General features: G+C 47.8%; 20 protein-coding genes. 12 read left to right on the top strand and 8 right to left on the bottom strand.

Features of this window, described 5'->3' with window-relative positions; genetic code table 11:
• Position 1: 1 nt before the first annotated feature.
• The 4 genes from QUE64_RS00760 to apaG all read right to left on the bottom strand — a co-directional run bounded on the left by QUE64_RS00760 (position 2) and on the right by apaG (position 2,875).
• Positions 2 to 667 (bottom strand): amino acid ABC transporter permease, encoded by a 666-nt coding sequence (locus QUE64_RS00760; protein WP_286225495.1) that lies wholly within the window; start codon positions 665 to 667, stop codon positions 2 to 4.
• Between the two features lie 15 nt (positions 668 to 682).
• Positions 683 to 1,468: an amino acid ABC transporter permease gene (locus tag QUE64_RS00755; protein WP_286225494.1), complete on the bottom strand. Its 786-nt coding sequence runs from the start codon at positions 1,466 to 1,468 to the stop codon at positions 683 to 685.
• Positions 1,469 to 1,489: 21 nt separating this feature from the next.
• Positions 1,490 to 2,413: an amino acid ABC transporter substrate-binding protein gene (locus QUE64_RS00750; RefSeq protein WP_286225493.1), complete on the bottom strand. Its 924-nt coding sequence runs from the start codon at positions 2,411 to 2,413 to the stop codon at positions 1,490 to 1,492.
• An 87-nt stretch (positions 2,414 to 2,500) separates the two neighbouring features.
• Entirely contained in the window at positions 2,501 to 2,875 is a 375-nt protein-coding gene (gene apaG / locus QUE64_RS00745) for a Co2+/Mg2+ efflux protein ApaG (protein ID WP_108509272.1), read from the bottom strand.
• Between the two features lie 54 nt (positions 2,876 to 2,929).
• Between apaG and rpe the strand changes: the two genes are divergently transcribed.
• The 5 genes from rpe to trpC are packed head-to-tail and all read left to right on the top strand — an operon-like array spanning position 2,930 to position 7,571.
• Positions 2,930 to 3,643: a ribulose-phosphate 3-epimerase gene (gene rpe / locus QUE64_RS00740; protein ID WP_286225492.1), complete on the top strand. Its 714-nt coding sequence runs from the start codon at positions 2,930 to 2,932 to the stop codon at positions 3,641 to 3,643.
• 24 nt (positions 3,644 to 3,667) lie between these two features.
• Positions 3,668 to 5,167, top strand: coding sequence for an anthranilate synthase component I (gene trpE / locus QUE64_RS00735; protein ID WP_286226124.1), 1,500 nt, complete (start codon positions 3,668 to 3,670; stop codon positions 5,165 to 5,167).
• A gap of 2 nt (positions 5,168 to 5,169) precedes the next feature.
• Positions 5,170 to 5,736 carry an anthranilate synthase component II gene (locus tag QUE64_RS00730; protein WP_286225491.1) on the top strand — a complete coding sequence of 189 codons (567 nt, stop codon included), beginning with the start codon at positions 5,170 to 5,172 and terminating at the stop codon, positions 5,734 to 5,736.
• A gap of 9 nt (positions 5,737 to 5,745) precedes the next feature.
• Positions 5,746 to 6,771, top strand: coding sequence for an anthranilate phosphoribosyltransferase (gene trpD, locus QUE64_RS00725; protein WP_286225490.1), 1,026 nt, complete (start codon positions 5,746 to 5,748; stop codon positions 6,769 to 6,771).
• Entirely contained in the window at positions 6,768 to 7,571 is an 804-nt protein-coding gene (gene trpC / locus QUE64_RS00720; RefSeq protein ID WP_286225489.1) for an indole-3-glycerol phosphate synthase TrpC, read from the top strand. The genes trpD and trpC overlap by 4 nt, the downstream gene beginning before the upstream one ends.
• 1 nt (position 7,572) lies before the next feature.
• Here the strand turns inward: trpC and ychF are convergent, their stop codons facing one another.
• Positions 7,573 to 8,667 carry a redox-regulated ATPase YchF gene (ychF, locus tag QUE64_RS00715; RefSeq protein WP_286225488.1) on the bottom strand — a complete coding sequence of 365 codons (1,095 nt, stop codon included), beginning with the start codon at positions 8,665 to 8,667 and terminating at the stop codon, positions 7,573 to 7,575.
• A 40-nt stretch (positions 8,668 to 8,707) separates the two neighbouring features.
• On the opposite strand from ychF, the gene QUE64_RS00710 reads away from it, so the two are divergent.
• From QUE64_RS00710 to QUE64_RS00695, 4 genes are read left to right on the top strand one after another with little or no spacing between them, the layout of a single operon-like run.
• A complete protein-coding gene (locus tag QUE64_RS00710) occupies positions 8,708 to 9,952 on the top strand; it encodes an FAD-dependent monooxygenase (protein WP_286225487.1) in 1,245 nt (414 codons plus the stop codon).
• Complete coding sequence (locus QUE64_RS00705; RefSeq protein ID WP_286225486.1) at positions 9,945 to 10,661, top strand: DsbC family protein; 717 nt, start codon at positions 9,945 to 9,947, stop codon at positions 10,659 to 10,661. The genes QUE64_RS00710 and QUE64_RS00705 overlap by 8 nt, the downstream gene beginning before the upstream one ends.
• A 3-nt stretch (positions 10,662 to 10,664) precedes the next feature.
• Positions 10,665 to 12,476, top strand: a complete 1,812-nt coding sequence (locus QUE64_RS00700) for a M61 family metallopeptidase (protein WP_286225485.1) — start codon at positions 10,665 to 10,667, stop codon at positions 12,474 to 12,476.
• A gap of 15 nt (positions 12,477 to 12,491) precedes the next feature.
• Positions 12,492 to 13,208, top strand: coding sequence for a uracil-DNA glycosylase (locus QUE64_RS00695; protein WP_286225484.1), 717 nt, complete (start codon positions 12,492 to 12,494; stop codon positions 13,206 to 13,208).
• 9 nt (positions 13,209 to 13,217) lie between these two features.
• Here the strand turns inward: QUE64_RS00695 and QUE64_RS00690 are convergent, their stop codons facing one another.
• The 3 genes from QUE64_RS00690 to QUE64_RS00680 all read right to left on the bottom strand — a co-directional run bounded on the left by QUE64_RS00690 (position 13,218) and on the right by QUE64_RS00680 (position 14,131).
• Positions 13,218 to 13,541 (bottom strand): type II toxin-antitoxin system RelE/ParE family toxin, encoded by a 324-nt coding sequence (locus QUE64_RS00690; RefSeq protein ID WP_286225483.1) that lies wholly within the window; start codon positions 13,539 to 13,541, stop codon positions 13,218 to 13,220.
• Positions 13,538 to 13,777 carry a ribbon-helix-helix domain-containing protein gene (locus QUE64_RS00685; RefSeq protein ID WP_108507671.1) on the bottom strand — a complete coding sequence of 80 codons (240 nt, stop codon included), beginning with the start codon at positions 13,775 to 13,777 and terminating at the stop codon, positions 13,538 to 13,540. Before QUE64_RS00685 ends, QUE64_RS00690 begins: the two co-directional genes overlap by 4 nt.
• 75 nt (positions 13,778 to 13,852) lie before the next feature.
• Positions 13,853 to 14,131: a hypothetical protein gene (locus QUE64_RS00680; RefSeq protein WP_286225482.1), complete on the bottom strand. Its 279-nt coding sequence runs from the start codon at positions 14,129 to 14,131 to the stop codon at positions 13,853 to 13,855.
• A gap of 43 nt (positions 14,132 to 14,174) precedes the next feature.
• Here QUE64_RS00680 and hemA point away from each other — a divergent pair, with 43 nt between their 5' ends.
• From hemA to prmC, 3 genes are read left to right on the top strand one after another with little or no spacing between them, the layout of a single operon-like run.
• Positions 14,175 to 15,506 (top strand): glutamyl-tRNA reductase, encoded by a 1,332-nt coding sequence (hemA, locus tag QUE64_RS00675; protein ID WP_286225481.1) that lies wholly within the window; start codon positions 14,175 to 14,177, stop codon positions 15,504 to 15,506.
• Positions 15,507 to 16,586, top strand: a complete 1,080-nt coding sequence (gene prfA / locus QUE64_RS00670) for a peptide chain release factor 1 (RefSeq protein WP_286225480.1) — start codon at positions 15,507 to 15,509, stop codon at positions 16,584 to 16,586.
• Between the two features lie 8 nt (positions 16,587 to 16,594).
• On the top strand, positions 16,595 to 17,470 hold the full coding sequence (gene prmC / locus QUE64_RS00665; RefSeq protein WP_286225479.1) for a peptide chain release factor N(5)-glutamine methyltransferase: 876 nt from the start codon (positions 16,595 to 16,597) through the stop codon (positions 17,468 to 17,470).
• Positions 17,471 to 17,516 lie beyond the last annotated feature (46 nt).

The following is a 17,516-nucleotide window of genomic DNA, read 5'->3' as shown; positions in this document are numbered from 1 at the left end:
CTTAGCGAACAATTGCAACCTTTTCCTGAATGCGCTTAACAATTCGGGATAGCGTAAAACAAATTAGAAAATACGTCACGGCTGCTAACAAATAGGTCTCAATCGGTCGTCCAAAATTTTTACCGGCAATCTCAAATCCCTTTAAAAGATCATAAGCACCAATCGCATAGACCAAAGAGGTATCCTGGAACAGGATAATCGTTTGGGTCATAAAAACAGGGATCATATTTCGAAAGGCTTGCGGTAAAACCACCAAACGCATATTTTGGGAGTAGGTCATTCCTAAGGCTTGAGCCGCATAAACCTGCCCCTTCGGAATCGACTGAATTCCGGCTCGCACAATCTCCGAAAAGTAAGCCGCCTCAAATGCAATAAAGGTAATGATGGCCGATAAATTAACGCCAATTGGTTTGCCAATGATCAGCGGAATCAATAAGAAAAACCACAAAATGACCATGACCAGCGGAATGGAACGCATCGTATTGACATACGCAGTTGCAGGTAACGCAAGCCACGGTTTTCCTGAAAGACGCATTAAAGCCAGTACCGTCCCCAACAGAATCCCGCCAATCGTCGCAATAATGGTTAACTGAACACTAAAGATCAATCCCTTTTGAATATAACTAGTGAATAGCTCCCAGTTATAAAAGCTCAGATCCAGGTTCATGATTTATCGCTTACCTTAATGCGCTGAGGATGGATTGGCCGCAATAAAACCAGGAACGCGCGTTTTTTTCTCAATCCACACCATGATTCGATTGACTGTAAATGCGCTCACCATATATAGCCCCGTAACGGCTAAATAAATTTCAATACCACGGGAGGTTTCCTCCTGAGCCTGTAAAGCAAATAAGGTGAGCTCCGGTACGGATACCGCAAACGCAACGGATGAGTTCTTCACGATATTCATACACTCTGATGTAAGTGGCGGAATGATGATTCGCATACCCATCGGTAAGAGCACGTAGCGATAACTTTGTGTGGTGGTCATACCCAAGGCAATCGCTGCATTTCGCTGTCCTGATGGTAGCGACTGAATCCCTGCGCGGACCTGTTCCGCAATCCGCGCCGATGTAAATAAACCCAAGGCAATACTCACCAATAAATAGGATGGGAAGTCTTTCATGATGGGGAAAAACGCCGGCACTACGTGATACCAAAGAAAAACTTGAACGAGTAATGGGATATTTCGGAAGAGCTCAACCCACGCCGTTGCCCCTGCGATGCATAGTCGATTGACAAGATGCTTAGACGGTAAGGTGCGCATCGTACCAATGACGACCCCCATCACCATTGCTAACACTAGACTAAGCCCAGCGACAGCTATGGTCCAACCCCATGCAGAGATTAGCCAATCCAAATAGGTAGGATCAGCGTTAGGATCCATCCCAAATAAAAAGGAGAAGCAGCGTGGGGCTACTTCTCCAGTCAAAGTGTCTTTACAAAAGACACTCCAATCTAAGTTCATATCAAACTGAAAGGGCCTAAATTACTTCTTCTGATAATCCTCTGCAGGCTTATCGTTTGGATTGGCCCATGCTTGTTTGGTACTTTCAGACAAAGCCAAACCAACTCGTGCATTCTTAGGGGGAATGGGTTGTAAGAACCACTTATCCCAGAGCTTGGTGAGGGTGCCATCTTTCATCATGCGCTTGAGGTTATCGTCCACTGCTTTCTTAAAGCCAGGGTCATCTTTACGCATCATGATGGCAATCGGCTCAACTGCGATGACTTCACCCACAATGCGGTAATCGCCAGGATTTTTTGCATTCGCGATATTGCCGGCCAAAATGGAGCCATCCATCACAAACGCATCAGCGCGCCCCGATTCCAACAACAGGAAACTATCGGCATGGTCTTTACCGAATACTTCTTCAAAGTTCACTCCGGTAGCCTTCTCATGCTTACGCAAGAGCTGCACTGAGGTAGTGCCTGTAGTGGTTGCTACCTTTTTACCATTGAGCTGATTTAAGGAGGTAATTCCGGAATTGGCCTTCACCGCAATCCGAATTTCCTCAACATACGTTGTTACAGCAAAAGCCACATCCTTTTGCCGGGTTGCATTATTGGTCGTTGAGCCACACTCAATGTCAACCGTTCCATTCTGTAACAACGGAATGCGATTCTGTGAAGTGACTGGGGTGTATTTGATATCCAATGTCTTTAAATTCAATTGTTTTTGAATATCACGCAATACGGTATTGCAGATTTCCACATGAAAGCCTGCGTATTTACCATCACCCAAGGTATAGGAGAGGGCGCCAGATGACTCACGCACACCCATAGTTACTACACCGGTAGACTTCATCTTATCGAGGGTGCTTTGCTGAGCGATTGCTAATGGTGAAATCAATAAACTACTGGCAAGCAAAGTGATGCTGCCTAATGCGCTGGACCACGAAAGTTGCTTCATATTGAATCCTTTGATTAATAGGTTTAATTTAGTGAATGCATTTCCATCTTAACGAGAATCCTAACCAAAACTCCCGAATAGCCCTATTCAGTGCAAGGTTCTTGGCATCACCAGGGCAAACTCTGGAATTGTTGCCTGAAAAAACTGAGCATCCTCGGTGACGCAAAAATACTCCCCGCGCATCGTGCCGGCTGGTGTGGGCAAAGTAGCCCAACTGGTGTACTCAAAATGCTCGCCGGAGCGTAAAAGTGGCTGTTGACCAACTACCCCCAAACCCTTCACCTCCTGAACCTCCCCTTCGCCATCGGTAATCAACCAATGGCGGGCAATTAGCTGAACACTGGCCGTTCCGGTATTGCGAATGGTCACGGTATAAGCAAACGCGTATTGCTGATTATCGGGATCCGATTGCTCGGGAAGGTACTGGGGGCGGACGTTTACGGTAATTTCGGGTGGATTCATGACCTGCATTCTGCGCTATCCCAACCCCGTTCGCAAGATAGAATCTAGGTATATATGACAAAAACCACTCAAATGAGCCCTAATTCCGCCATCATTGCCCCCTCGATTCTGTCAGCCGACTTCGCCAAACTGGGCGAAGAGGTGAAGGCTGTCTTGAATGCCGGAGCCGATTGGATTCACTTTGACGTAATGGATAACCACTATGTGCCCAATTTAACGGTTGGGCCCTTGGTTTGTGAGGCAATACGTCCCCATGCCATCAAAAACGGTAAACCGGCGATGATCGATGTCCACCTCATGATTGAGCCGGTTGATCGGATTGTCCCTGACTTTGCCAAAGCAGGAGCCAATCTGATCAGCTTTCACCCCGAGGCCAGTGCGCATGTGCATCGCACCCTCTCACTCATTAAAGATCATGGCTGCCAAGCTGGGCTAGTCCTTAATCCCGCTACCCCGATCCATCACCTAGACCACGCCTTAGATCAAATTGATCTGGTACTTCTGATGTCAGTCAACCCAGGCTTTGGAGGTCAATCTTTTATTCCCAGCACTCTTATTAAGATCGAACAGGTACGTAAGATGCTCGATCGCTATCAAGAAACCAGTGGTCGAGCCATTCGCCTTGAGGTCGATGGGGGAATCAAAATTGACAATATTGCTAGTGTTGCCGAGGCTGGAGCCGATACCTTTGTAGCAGGCTCGGCGATTTTTGGTAAGCCAAATTATGCTGAGGTCATTCATGCCATGCGTAACGCGATTGGGTCTTAAATCATTAAAGACGACCTGGGCATGATGAATACAATTGACTTACACAAATTTGCGAAGCAAGGGTATAACCGTGTGGCGCTGGTTGCGGAGTCACTTGCCGATCTCGAGACCCCCCTATCGCTCTACTTGAAGCTGACCCAAAAGTCTGGCCAAAAAAATACCTTTTTGTTGGAATCCGTTTATGGCGGCGAGCGCTTTGGGCGCTATTCCATTATTGGCCTACCGGCACGAACTATTTTTAGAACCGTTGGCACCCCTAGTAACCCAACCAATGAGATCGTGCACGACGATACGGTCATTGAGCGCAATCACGAGAACCCGCTTGACTTTATTGATCACTATCTCAAACGCTTTAAGGTCGCCCCTCAGGCAAATCTGCCGCGTTTTTGTGGTGGCTTAGCCGGTTACTTCGCCTACGACACGGTTCGTTATATTGAAAAGCGACTTGCGGTTCACTCCTTACCCGATGAAATCGGTGTGCCTGATATTCAGCTGATGCTCACCGAGGAATTGGCTGTGGTTGACAATGTCGCAGGCAAGATCTATTTCATTGTGTATGTAGATCCCAATGACTCTAACGCTTATGAGAGCGGCACTAAACGGCTGCAAAACTTGCAAGCCATGCTTACAGTCCCGATCCAGATACCCGAAGAACAAGCATCCAAGCCGTACCCTGAGCTTATCCGTAAATTTAGAGCGAGCGATTTTGAAGATGCAGTGCGTCGCACCAAGGACTATATCCTCGCAGGCGATTGTATGCAGGTGGTCATTGGCCAGCGCATCAGCCGAACCTTCACTGAACCACCATTGCAACTCTACCGCGCATTACGCTCACTCAACCCCTCCCCTTACATGTATTTCTATGACTTTGGGGATTTGCAAATTGTGGGCTCATCCCCCGAGATCTTGGTGCGCCAAGAAAAACGTGAGGGACGCAAAATGGTCACGATTCGGCCCTTAGCCGGAACTCGTCGCCGCGGTGCGACTCCTGAGGAAGATGCGCAACTCGCGAAAGAGTTGTTGGCAGATCCCAAAGAAATTGCTGAGCATGTAATGTTGATTGATCTAGCCCGTAATGATGTTGGGCGCATCGCTAAGACCGGAAGTGTCAAGGTCACCGATTCGATGGTAATTGAAAAGTATTCCCACGTGCAACATATCGTTAGCTCCGTCGAAGGTGAGCTTAAGGACAATATGAGCAATATGGATGTCTTACGCGCCACCTTCCCTGCCGGCACCCTATCTGGTGCCCCCAAAATTCGGGCGATGGAAATTATTGATGAAATGGAAATTACCAAACGTGGTATCTATGGCGGTGCTGCCGGTTATCTCTCGTTCTCAGGCGATATGGATGTGGCGATTGTGATCCGCACCGGTGTGATTAAAGACGGCATGCTGCACTCGCAAGCGGGCGCAGGTGTCGTGGCCGATTCGGATCCCACCTCCGAATGGAAAGAGACCGAAGTGAAAGCGAAAGCAGTATTAGCAGCTGCTGAATTAACCGAATCCTCTAAAGGAGCATAACGATGCTCTTAATGATCGATAACTACGACTCCTTTACTTATAACTTGGTGCAATACTTTGCAGAGCTTGGCGAAGACGTGAAAGTTGTCCGTAATGATGAAATCAGCGTTGCGGATATTGCCAAAATCAATCCGGATCGGATTTGTATCTCCCCGGGACCTTGCAGCCCAAAGGAAGCAGGGATCTCAGTTGATACCATCAAGACCTATGCGGGTAAGATTCCGATTCTGGGCGTCTGCCTTGGGCATCAAGCGATTGGTGAGGCTTTTGGAGGCGAGGTGATCCGCGCTAAGAAAGTGATGCACGGCAAAACTGATGAGATCAACCATACCGACGAAGGCGTATTTAAACATCTCCCAAAATCATTTCGGGTGACGCGCTATCACTCGCTCGCTATTAATCGAGAGAACTTACCCAGTTGCTTAACCATCACCGCACAAACTGACGATGGCGAAATCATGGGCGTGCGTCATAAAGAGTTATGCGTGGAGGGTGTCCAATTTCATCCAGAGTCGATTCTCTCTGAGCACGGTCACGCTCTCCTGAAAAACTTTCTAGCGATGAAGTAAGAAACGGCCATGACCCCATCCCAAACCCTGCAACACTTGATTGACGGCAAAGAGTTACCCGAAGCCGAAATGGTACAGATCATGCGCGCCATTATGGGTGGTGAACTGCCAGGCCCGATGGTGGCCGCCCTTTTGGTTGCCCTTCGTAGCAAAAAAGAAACGCCCACCGAAATTGCTGCGGCGGCGACCGTGATGCGGGACTTTGCTACTGCTGTGGATGTTAAGGATAAGACCCATCTAGTCGATGTAGTGGGTACCGGTGGCGATGGTGCCCATACCTTTAATATTTCGACAGCATCCATGTTTGTTGCGTCCGCGGCAGGGGCCAAGATTGCGAAGCATGGCAACCGAAGTGTTAGTAGCAAGTCAGGCAGCGCTGATGTTTTGGAAGCGCTCGGGGTCAAACTAAACCTGAGCGCCGCTGCAGTAAGTCAATGCATTGAGCAACTTGGTATTGGCTTTATGTTCGCCCCCAATCATCACCCCGCCATGAAAAACGTGGTTCCGGTCCGCAAGGACCTAGGGGTACGCACCATCTTTAATATTTTGGGACCCCTCACCAATCCCGCAAAAGCGCCCAATATTGTGATGGGCGTATTTCATCCAGAGCTAGTGGCTACTCAAGCAAAAGTCTTACAGCTAATGGGGGCCGAGCACGCTTTAGTGGTTCATGGCAATGACGGCTTAGATGAGATCACGCTCTCGGGCCCCACCATGGTCGCTGAACTGCGCAAGGGGCAAATCAATCAGTATGAAATTAAGCCCAGTGATTTTGGAATCCCTCACGCTTCAATGGACACTCTAAAGGTTGCTGATGCGCAAGAATCCAAAGCCATCATTTTGAATATCATGAACAATCAATCAGGGCCTGCACGCAATATTGTGTGCCTCAATGCAGGCGCCACCCTCTATGCTGCTAATGTCTCTCCATCGATTGCCGATGGTATCGAGCTGGCTCACAGCACAATTGCTTCGGGTAAGGCTAAACAGAAACTCGAAGCGTTTGTTGCGTTAACGCAAAGTCTTGCCTCATGAGCGATATTCTGAATCGTATTCTGGAGACTAAGCGACATGAGATTGTGGCTGCGCAACGATTGATCTCTAGTGGTGAAATCTTAAAAGAGGCATTGAGTGCTAATTCTGATCCAAATAGAAAGGTGCGTGGCTTTGCTCAAGTACTGATAGACTCCGTCAGTAATCACAAACCCGGCATCATTGCAGAAATCAAAAAAGCAAGTCCGAGCAAAGGAGTGCTGCGTGAGCACTTTATGCCACATGACATTGCCCAAAGTTATGCCGCGCATGGCGCGACCTGCTTATCGGTCCTCACCGATCGGGATTACTTCATGGGTTCACCACAATATCTCAAAGAAGCCCGAGCTGCATGCTCTTTGCCAGTGATTCGCAAGGACTTCATCATTGACCCTTATCAGGTCTATGAGGCGCGGGCGATGGGTGCTGATGCAATCCTTTTAATTGTCGCGGCACTTGAGTTATCGCAAATGCAAGAGCTTGAAGCATGTGCGATCGAGAACCAGCTTGATGTATTAGTCGAAGTTCATGATGGGGTGGAATTAGAAGTGGCTCTTGAACTGCAAACGCCGCTACTGGGCATCAATAACCGTAATCTCAAAACCTTTGAGGTCAGCTTACAAACCACCCTCGATCTATTGCCAGCTATTCCTAAAGAAAAGCTCGTCATTACAGAGTCGGGGATTCTCAATGCCAACGATGTCAAGCGGATGCAAGGGGCCGGGGTTAATGCATTTTTAATTGGCGAAGCCTTTATGCGCGCTGAGCATCCAGGCAAGGCACTTGCAGCATTATTTGCTTGACTTAGACGTTAAATAAAAAGTTCAAGACATCGCCATCCTTGACGATGTATTCCTTACCTTCGGCGCGCATCTTACCCGCTTCCTTTGCGCCCTGCTCACCTTTGTATTGAATGTAATCGTCATACGCAATCGTTTGTGCTCGAATAAAGCCGCGTTCGAAATCCGTATGAATCACGCCAGCAGCCTGAGGCGCCGTATCGCCAATATGTATGGTCCAAGCACGCACCTCTTTCACGCCCGCTGTGAAGTAAGTTTGTAAACCCAATAAGCTATAGCCCGCCCGAATTACTCGATTAAGACCTGGTTCGCTCATCCCCAGATCAGCCAAGAACTCGGCCTTGTCAGCATCCTCTAAATCAGCAATCTCAGCTTCAATGGCTGCGCATACCGCAACGACCGGCGCATTCTCTTTAGCAGCATGCTCCTTAACCGCCTCAAGATGGGGATTGCTCTCAAACCCATCTTCTTTCACATTCGCGACATACATCGCCGGTTTTGCTGTAATTAAGCAAAAAGGTTTAAGAAGAACTAACTCTTCCTTACTAAGGCTCATGGCCCTTACCGGCAAGGCTTGATCCAGTTGCGCCTGAACTTTGGTGAGTACCGCAACCAAGGCTGCGGCCTCTTTATCGTTACCCGATTTAGCTGCCTTCGAGTAACGCTGCAGGGCTTTCTCAACCGTACCCAAATCTGCCAGAGCTAATTCGGTATCAATCACTCCAATGTCTGCAATCGGGTCGACTTTGCCACTCACATGAACCACATTGGCATCCTCAAAGCAACGCACAACGTGGGTAATCGCATCGGTCTCCCGAATATTGGCCAAAAATTGATTTCCAAGACCCTCCCCTTTGGAGGCGCCGGCTACCAATCCAGCAATATCGACAAACTCGACCGTGGCGGGCACGATTCGCTCAGGACTCACAATCTGCGCTAAGGCAGCCAAACGAGGATCCGGGACCTCGACCATGCCCACATTGGGCTCAATCGTACAAAAGGGATAATTTTCGGCTGCAATACCTGCCTTGGTGAGGGCATTAAACAGGGTGGATTTGCCTACATTCGGCAGGCCAACGATTCCGCATTTGAGTGACATGCCCCCATTGTAAATGCGCTTGATTCGCTATCATCTTGGTATGCATTCCCAAAGTACATCCAATTCTGCCCAACACACCAATACCCAATCCGACTTTGCGGTCGTTGGGGGTGGTATTGTGGGTAAGGCAAGTGCACTTGCCATGGCGCAACTGGGCTACTCGGTGATTCAAATTGCACCCGATTTGCATCAGACAATTGCGCTTGAGCCTTCCTTTGGGCAGCGAATCTATGCGCTCTCACCGAGTACCAAACATCTTTTATCCGAACTAAACATTTGGGATGGCTTAGATCAGAATCGCATTCAAGCAGTGCGCGATATGCGAATCTATGGCGATCGTGGGCAAAAGCATGATCAACTGCATTTCTCGGCCTTTGAAGCCGGTCGACCGGAACTTGCCTGGATTGCTGAATCTGATTTGATTGAAGCCACGCTAACCCAAGCGATGCGGTTCAGTAAGAATCTACAAAGCATTGAGGCCAGTGTTGACGAGGTTCGGTTTGAGCCCAATACTTCTCCAACGCTTTCATTGAGCAATGGTCGAACCATCCAAGCCAAACTGGTGATCGCAGCCGATGGTGCGAACTCCCCTCTACGCCAGTCAGTTGGAATTGAAATCGATCAACACTCCTATGATCAGCACGCAGTGGTTGCCAACTTTACCTGCTCGATTGCCCATCGCGAGACCGCCTACCAATGGTTCTTGCCTAGTGGCGACATCTTAGCCATGCTGCCATTACCCCAGCAACAGGTTTCAATGGTATGGTCAACACAAAATGAGCATGCCGACTATTTATTACAACTGGATAGCCAGACATGGTCAAACCAATTTGGTGTGGAAGTTCATGATCAACTCGGTGAGCTGCAACTGCAATCTACGCCAGCAAGCTTTCCTCTGCGTTGCATCAAAGCGCATCGCCTGATTGGCCCAGACTACGATCCTAAATTAATCTTGGTTGGTGATTCTGCACACGTCATGCACCCATTGGCTGGTCAAGGCCTCAATCTAGGCTTACGGGATGTGGCAAGCCTGCTTCACATCATGAAGCACAAAGAGTCCTATCGCGAAGTGGATGATCGCATTTTGCTGCGTCGCTATGAGCGCGAGCGCGAAGGAGATACCACCTCACTTTTATGGCTGACGGATCGCTTAAAGAAACTGTTTGCAGCACAAAGCTCAATCGAAAAGGGATTACGAAACTGGGGCTTAGGAATGGTTAATCGAAGTCATATCATCAAGCGCCAACTGATTGAGCGCGCACTAGGAGAACAGTTGCATGGGTAAATTGATTCAGCATTTAGGTCTAGTGATCGTCTTGGTCGGCTTTTTTGGCTCAGTCGATGCCATGTCAGAAAGACAAGTTCGTGCCGAGTTGCAAAAACGCTTAGGCACCTCAGCAAACGTTCGTAACATTACGCCATCGCCAATTCCAGGTTTATTTGAGGTCCAGATCAATCAAGAGATTTTCTATACCGATAGCAGTGCCAAGTATTTGATTCAGGGGGAAATGATTGAGCTCGCATCGGGCGCCAACTTAACCGCCAAGCGTCAAGAGGATATCAATCGAATCAAATGGTCAGAGCTTCCCCAGGCTAACGCGATCAAAATCGTACGTGGTAATGGTAGCCGTCAAATTGCCGTGTTCTCGGATCCCAACTGTGGTTACTGCAAACGGCTAGAGCGAAGCTTGCAACAACTCGATAATGTCACTATCTACAACTATTTGATTCCAATTCTCTCGGCGGACTCGGCACTCAAATCAAAACAAATTTGGTGCGCCGCTGATCAGCAAAAAGCCTGGAACGATTGGATGCTTAGCAACATTACCCCAAGTGGCAAATCGGATTGCACCAATCCAATTGATAAAAATATGGCCATTGCCAAGACCTATGGAATCAATGGCACGCCCACCATTTTCTTTACCGATGGCAGTCGCTTTCCAGGAGCTGTACAGCTCTCTGATATCGAGAAGAAGCTCGCCTCTTTGAAATAATTCATGATGGCTTTGGATTCCACCCCTGCAATTCAGTACACGGTATGGCCTGATGATCTACATGGTCATCGCTTTACCGTTTCGCTCGTGATTCACCATCCAAATCCTCAAGGGCAAGTTGTGCATATGCCTGCATGGATTCCAGGTAGTTATTTAATTCGGGACTTTAGTAAGCATATTGAGTCGATTGCCGCCTTTACTCTCCCCAGAAATCAGACCGAAGTAAAGAAAAAGATTGCCCTAGAGCGTCTCGATAATGATCGCTGGCGTATCCCCAAAGGAACTGGGTCTTGCGAGATTGTCACTACGGTATATGCCTTTGATCAATCGGTACGCACGGCTTATTTAGATCAGGATCGTGGCTTCTTTAATCCCACCAGTCTCTGTCTCGCCGTCGAAGGTCAGGCCCATTTACCCTGTTCACTGGCTATTGCCCCGTCACATAATCAGACTAACAAGCAATGGCAAGTACAAACGACGCTTCGCCAGGTGAAGACCGATGCAAGCAGTTTTGGCTTTTATATGGCCAAAGATTATGCAGATTTGATTGATCATCCGGTCGCGCTCGGACAGTTTGAGACGATTGAGTGGCAATCCTTCGGCACTCCTCACCGCATGGTCATTCAGGGATTAACGAGCGAGCAATCACAATTACTCGATCGAAATCAACTTGCAAATGATCTCCAAGGAATCTGTGATGCCACGATTCGTTTATTTGAGCCTCGCAAGCCCAAGGCACCATTTAAACAATATCTATTTATTGTTAATGCTGCTCTCGATGGCTATGGTGGGCTCGAGCATCGCGACAGCACGGCGCTATTGTGTAAACGCGATCAATTACCTTACGGTGATCACAGCACTCAAAGGCCTAAAAAATCGTATGAAGAGTTTTTAGGACTCTGTAGTCATGAGTATTTTCATGCCTGGCTCGTCAAACGAATTCAGGCGAAAGCCTTTCAACCCTATCGCTTAAATGAACGCAACCACACCCGACTGTTGTGGCTCTTTGAAGGATTTACCAGTTACTACGACGATCTCCAACTCATACGTAGTGGGTGCGTCAACATGGAGCGCTACTTGGAGCTAGTGGCTAACAATTGGAACGGGGTATTGCGAAATCCTGGCAGAACCAAACAAAGCGTTGCCGATAGCTCCTTTGATGCTTGGACCAAGTATTACCAGATGGATGAGAATACGCCTAATTCAGTAGTGAGTTACTACGCCAAAGGATCACTCATTGCCCTAGGTCTGGATCTTTTAATTCGGCAGCACTCAATCCATCAACACTCACTGGATAATGTCATGCGCTTTTTATGGAAAGAACATGGCAAAACTGGGATTGGAATTAATCAATATGCCCTAGATCTAGCCATTAGCTCAACGATTGGGATTGGCTTTAATAAAACTTGGCAACGCTTTAAGCGCGACTACATTGATGGCACAGAAGATCTACCCTTGCAGATTTGGTTACCTCAGATTGCTAATATCGAAGTGGCACAAAAGCAAGCGAACTTTACTGAATCCATCAAACTAGCCCTTGGGATGCGCTATACCGATAGCAACGGCTGGATCAAGGTAACGCATGTGCTTGATGGTGGCATTGCCCAGCAGGCAGGGCTGGCCCCAAACGATCTGATCGGTAGCATTAATCAGCAACGCATCATCAGCGCGAGAATGGATCAAGTGCTCGGAAGTCTTGTGAACAGCAAGAAAATCGCTTTCCATTACTTCCGACAAGATCAAGAGCATCAAACTAGCGTTGCCTTAAAGCTCGACTGTCCAGCTCAATATGAGCTCAAGCAGCCTAAAAAATAGTATTGCTCCATCAGCATGGATCTAAAGCACTTCATCCCTGATGATTGGCGGCTGCTATTAAATGACTATCTGCAATCAAGTAATTGGTACTCCCTATCTAAAAAGTTTGCTATCGAATACCAAGAACATGGCGATGCGATTCGTCCCGATCGAGAGCGGATCTTCAATGCTTTGCATCTCACACCGGTAAACCAGGTGAAGGTCATAATCTTAGGTCAAGACCCCTATCACTCTCCGGGGCTGGCACAAGGCTTGGCATTCTCAGTCCCCAAAGATATTCAGCTGCAATCCAAACAATTTCCTAGCTCACTGCGCAATATCAATAAAGCATTAATGCTTGAGGGATTGGGATCTCTCAGCAATGGTGATTTAACTCACTGGGCAAAGCAAGGGGTATTGTTATTAAACACCGCCCTCTCAGTTCGTCTCAGTGAAGCAAACTCGCATGCGCAATTAGGGTGGAAACCTTTCGTGATTGAGATCATTCAAAAACTCTCGCAACAACCCAATCTCGTTTGGATGCTTTGGGGTGGCCATGCGCAGTCTATGGAGGAATACATTCACAATCCCAACCAACACCTCATCCTAAAATCCTCCCACCCCTCAGGCCTTGGAGTCTATAAAACAAAACAACCATTTATCTACCCAGGTGATCAAAAAAGTTCTGGGCACTTTACGAAGGCAAATGCGTATTTAACTTCTATAAATATGGAGACGATCGATTGGGTTTAGCTTTACCGCTCAGGCCAAATTCTCAAGCCAAAAGGGAATATCTTGTTTTTGGTGAAGTATTCGTATCACACCAATGTATTCTTCATGTTCTAAATAAAAAATAATATATGGCGCTTTTTTGAGTGCATACGACCTTAAGTTATCAAAACTAATTTCCTGACCAATTCTTAAGGAGCCTAATTTTGGATAACGGCCTATTCGTCTTAAAGATTTTTCAAGTTCATCAATTAATTTCAATGAGGCAGCCAGGCCATAATCGCAGACAGTGTCTTTGATAATCTTGTCAGCATCTCTATTCGCAAAATCTAGAAGTATTAATTTTTTTGAGATCAACTAGAAGCTAATTTCTTTGCTTTTTTTCTTAACCCATCAAAATATCCAGAATTAATCTCTTGAACCGGTTTCGATGAGGCCCCTGCAAGCAGCAATTCTCTTAAGACGTTTCTTTCTTGCTCCTTGCGAATAAGTTCTCTCAAGTACTCACTACTTGTTCCATACCCTCGACTACTAACCTGCTGATCAACAAATATTTTCATTGAGTTAGGTAGGGAAATATTCATTGTTGTCATTGTCTTCATTTTAAATTTTTGGCAAGTTTTGTCAATAAAAGTCTTAAATACCCTTTATTCTATATGAAATTTTTATCATTTTTTGAATAATAAATACATTAAACTGAACAAAAATCCCCCCACAATCGCACTGCCCCACTCGAGCATTTGCCCAGCAGTAAATAGCCCCGCAGCTTGGCCTCCAAAACTTGCAAAGGCAGTCCCAAGAATCCCCAGGGACATGCTCCAGAGGTAAGTAGCCTTGGTTCGCTTGGGTCGTTTAGCACCCTTATTTCTAGGGGAAAACCCAGGAAAATAATGGGCAGCAGCCCAGCCCATCAAGCTTCCGAGTAGTAAATAAGCCAAAAACCCCATTCAAAACGCCCCTATTAGCCCCAAGAAACCTATAATTATCAATATGAAGCTGTTGACTTTGGGTATTAACCATCACACAGCGCCAGTTGCCGTTCGGGAAAAAGTGGCTTTTGATCCCGAGGGTCTGCTTGACGCATTATCCGACCTACGCTCCCATTTGGGTGGCGTTAATCGTGGCGGCATGCCTGAGGCAACCATTCTGTCGACCTGCAATCGTACCGAACTCTATTGCGCGGCTAATGATCCCGCCTCTGAGGGTGAGTTTCATGAGGCAACGTTTGACTGGTTAGCCAAAAGCCAAAATTTGGCACCCAGCGTTTTACAACCCCATATCTATACCCTGCCACAATCCGATGCCGTACGTCATGCATTTCGGGTAGCTTGTGGTTTGGATTCAATGGTGATTGGTGAGACCCAAATCCTGGGTCAAATGAAAGATGCGGTTCGCACCGCCAATGAGGCTGGTGCCCTAGGAACCTATCTCAATCAACTCTTTCAGAAAACCTTTTCCGTTGCGAAGGAGGTTCGTGGCTCAACTGAAATCGGTGCCCATTCCATTTCGATGGCTGCTGCATCGGTTCGCTTAGCCGAACGCATCTTTGCATCGATTGGTGAACAGAAAATTCTATTTATCGGCGCCGGTGAAATGATTACCTTATGCGCCACCCACTTCGTGGCTCGTAAACCCCGCGGTGCAGCGATTGCAAATCGTACTGTAGAGCGTGGGCAAGAACTGGCGGACTCAATCTCAGCCCAAAATATCGAAGCAGAGTCCTTTCGTCTCAATGACCTTCCCACACGTCTTCATGAGTTTGACATTATTGTCTCGTCGACCGCTAGCCCGCTACCTATCATTGGCTTGGGGATGGTGGAAAGTGCCCTAAAGCTCAGGCGTCGCAAGCCCATGGTGATGATTGATCTGGCAGTGCCACGAGACTTTGAGCCCGAGATCGCCCGATTAAATGATGTGTATCTCTATACAGTGGATGACTTAGGCACTATGGCCCAAGCCGGCGCCAATTTACGTCAAGCCGCAGTAAGCCAGGCCGAGATCATTATTGAAGAGCGTGTGAGTAATTTCATGCACTGGCTACAAGGCCGTAATGCCGTACCGTTAATCCAAGATCTTCAACTACAAGGTGATCGCCTACGACAAATTGAGCTAGAGCGCGCCCTTAAACGCTTAGTTCGCGGCGAGGACCCGCAAGAGGTTCTCAATGCCATGGCCCAGGGTCTTACTAATAAGTTCTTGCATGGCTCCTTACACGCCCTACAACACGCTAGTGGTTCGGAGCGTGATGCTTTACTGAAATTACTACCCAAGTTATTTGCCACTCACTCAAGCGATAAAAATAGTCCCTCCGATAGCCATTAGATGAAATCCAGCATGCGTGCCAAGCTGGAGCATCTGGATGCCCGTTTGGCTGAACTCAATACCATTTTGATGCAAGAAGACTCCGCGAAGGATATGGATGTCTATCGTAAACTCACGCGTGAGCATGCTGATATCTCAACGGTGGTGGAGCAGTTTGGGCTTTACAAAAAAGCGGAGGCGGATGCAAAGGCTGCGAGCGAAATGCGCCTTGACCCAGAAATGAAGGACTTTGCCGACGAAGAAGAAAAAGATGCACAAGCACGGATGGCCGATCTTGAGAAAAGCCTACAAACCCTTTTGCTACCCAAAGATGCAGACGATGGGCGCAATATCTTTTTAGAGATCCGAGCGGGCACTGGCGGTGATGAAAGCGCTTTGTTTGCAGCGGATCTTCTTCGCATGTATACCCGCTACGCCGAGCGTCAGGGCTGGAAAACCGAGATTGTTAGTCAAGCCGAGTCGGATCTTGGGGGCTATAAAGAGGTGATCGTGCGCTTAGCGGGCAATGACGTCTATGCCAAGATGAAGTTTGAGTCTGGTGGTCATCGGGTACAGCGCGTCCCGCAAACTGAGACTCAAGGACGGATTCATACATCGGCTTGTACGGTTGCAGTGATGCCCGAAGTCGATGAAATCGAGAGCGTCAAAATTAATCCAGCAGAGATCCGCATCGACACCTTTCGGGCCTCGGGTGCTGGTGGACAACACATCAATAAAACCGACTCTGCAGTGCGGATCACTCACCTTCCTACTGGAATAGTGGTGGAGTGCCAAGACGATCGCAGCCAACATCGCAATAAAGATCAAGCCATGAAGGTCTTAGTCTCACGCATCATGGATGCCCAACGATATGCGCAGCAGCAAGAACAAGCCCAAACCCGTAAATCCTTAGTGGGTAGTGGCGATCGCAGTGACCGGATTCGTACCTACAACTTTCCCCAGGGCCGAATCACCGATCACCGTATCAACCTAACCCTCTACAAAATTGATGCCATGATGGATGGCGATATTGGCGATCTATTAAATGCCCTGGCAGCAGAACATCAAGCTGAACTCTTAGCCGCCATGGGCGATGCGTAATCCGCATCATGGCCAACACGATTGCTACTCTCCTCGAGAGTACCCCACTCAATAAAACGGATGCCAAGGTCTTATTGGGGGATCTACTTGAAAAGCATCTGGGTTGGTCACGATCGGCCCTAATCGCCAAAGATCAAGAACCGCTTCCCCATGAACTCATAACGGCCTGGAAATCGCTAGAGGCCCAGCGCGAGTCTGGGGTGCCCGTGGCTTATCTCACAGGAATGAAAAGTTTTCATGGAATTGAGCTGAAGGTCAATGAAGCGGTATTGATCCCACGCCCAGAGACCGAGCTCTTGGTCGATCTTGCGCTAGAAGAAATAAAGCGGATTGATGCGAACTACCCCAATCAAACCATTCAGATTCTGGATTTGGGAACCGGCTCTGGAGCGATTGCTCTTGCTATTGCCCATGAATGCGCTATCAGCAAAACGCCGATCAATCTAAGCATTCTGGGGATTGATCAATCGACTGCTGCGATTGAACTTGCTTGCGAGAATGCTAAAGCCTTGGGGCTTAACCATATGGTCGAGTTTTTGCAAAGTAATTGGTATGCAGCAATACCCGATCGATACCTAAACACATTTGATGTAATTGTCAGCAACCCCCCTTATATCCAAAAGGATGATCCCCATTTGCAAGATGGCGATCTACGCTTTGAGCCCAGAGCAGCGCTCACTGATGATGGCGATGGCCTGTCGTGCATTCGGGAGATTGTGAATCACGCCCAGCATTACTTAAAGCCTGGCGGACTGATTGCCGTCGAGCATGGCTATGATCAGGCGGCTGCAGTTGCTACGCTCCTAGAGAAGCGTGCATTTCATGAAATTGCTACCATTACTGATCTAGCGGGGCATTTACGAGTCACGCAGGCCAGAAAATAAGACCCTACTTTTTAATCGGTCATAAAATAGCTATCAAGTAAAAATT

It is taken from the genome of Polynucleobacter sp. HIN7, from assembly GCF_030297595.1.
Classification (GTDB): Bacteria; Pseudomonadota; Gammaproteobacteria; order Burkholderiales; family Burkholderiaceae; genus Polynucleobacter.
This window is presented reverse-complemented; position numbering and strand designations above follow the sequence as displayed.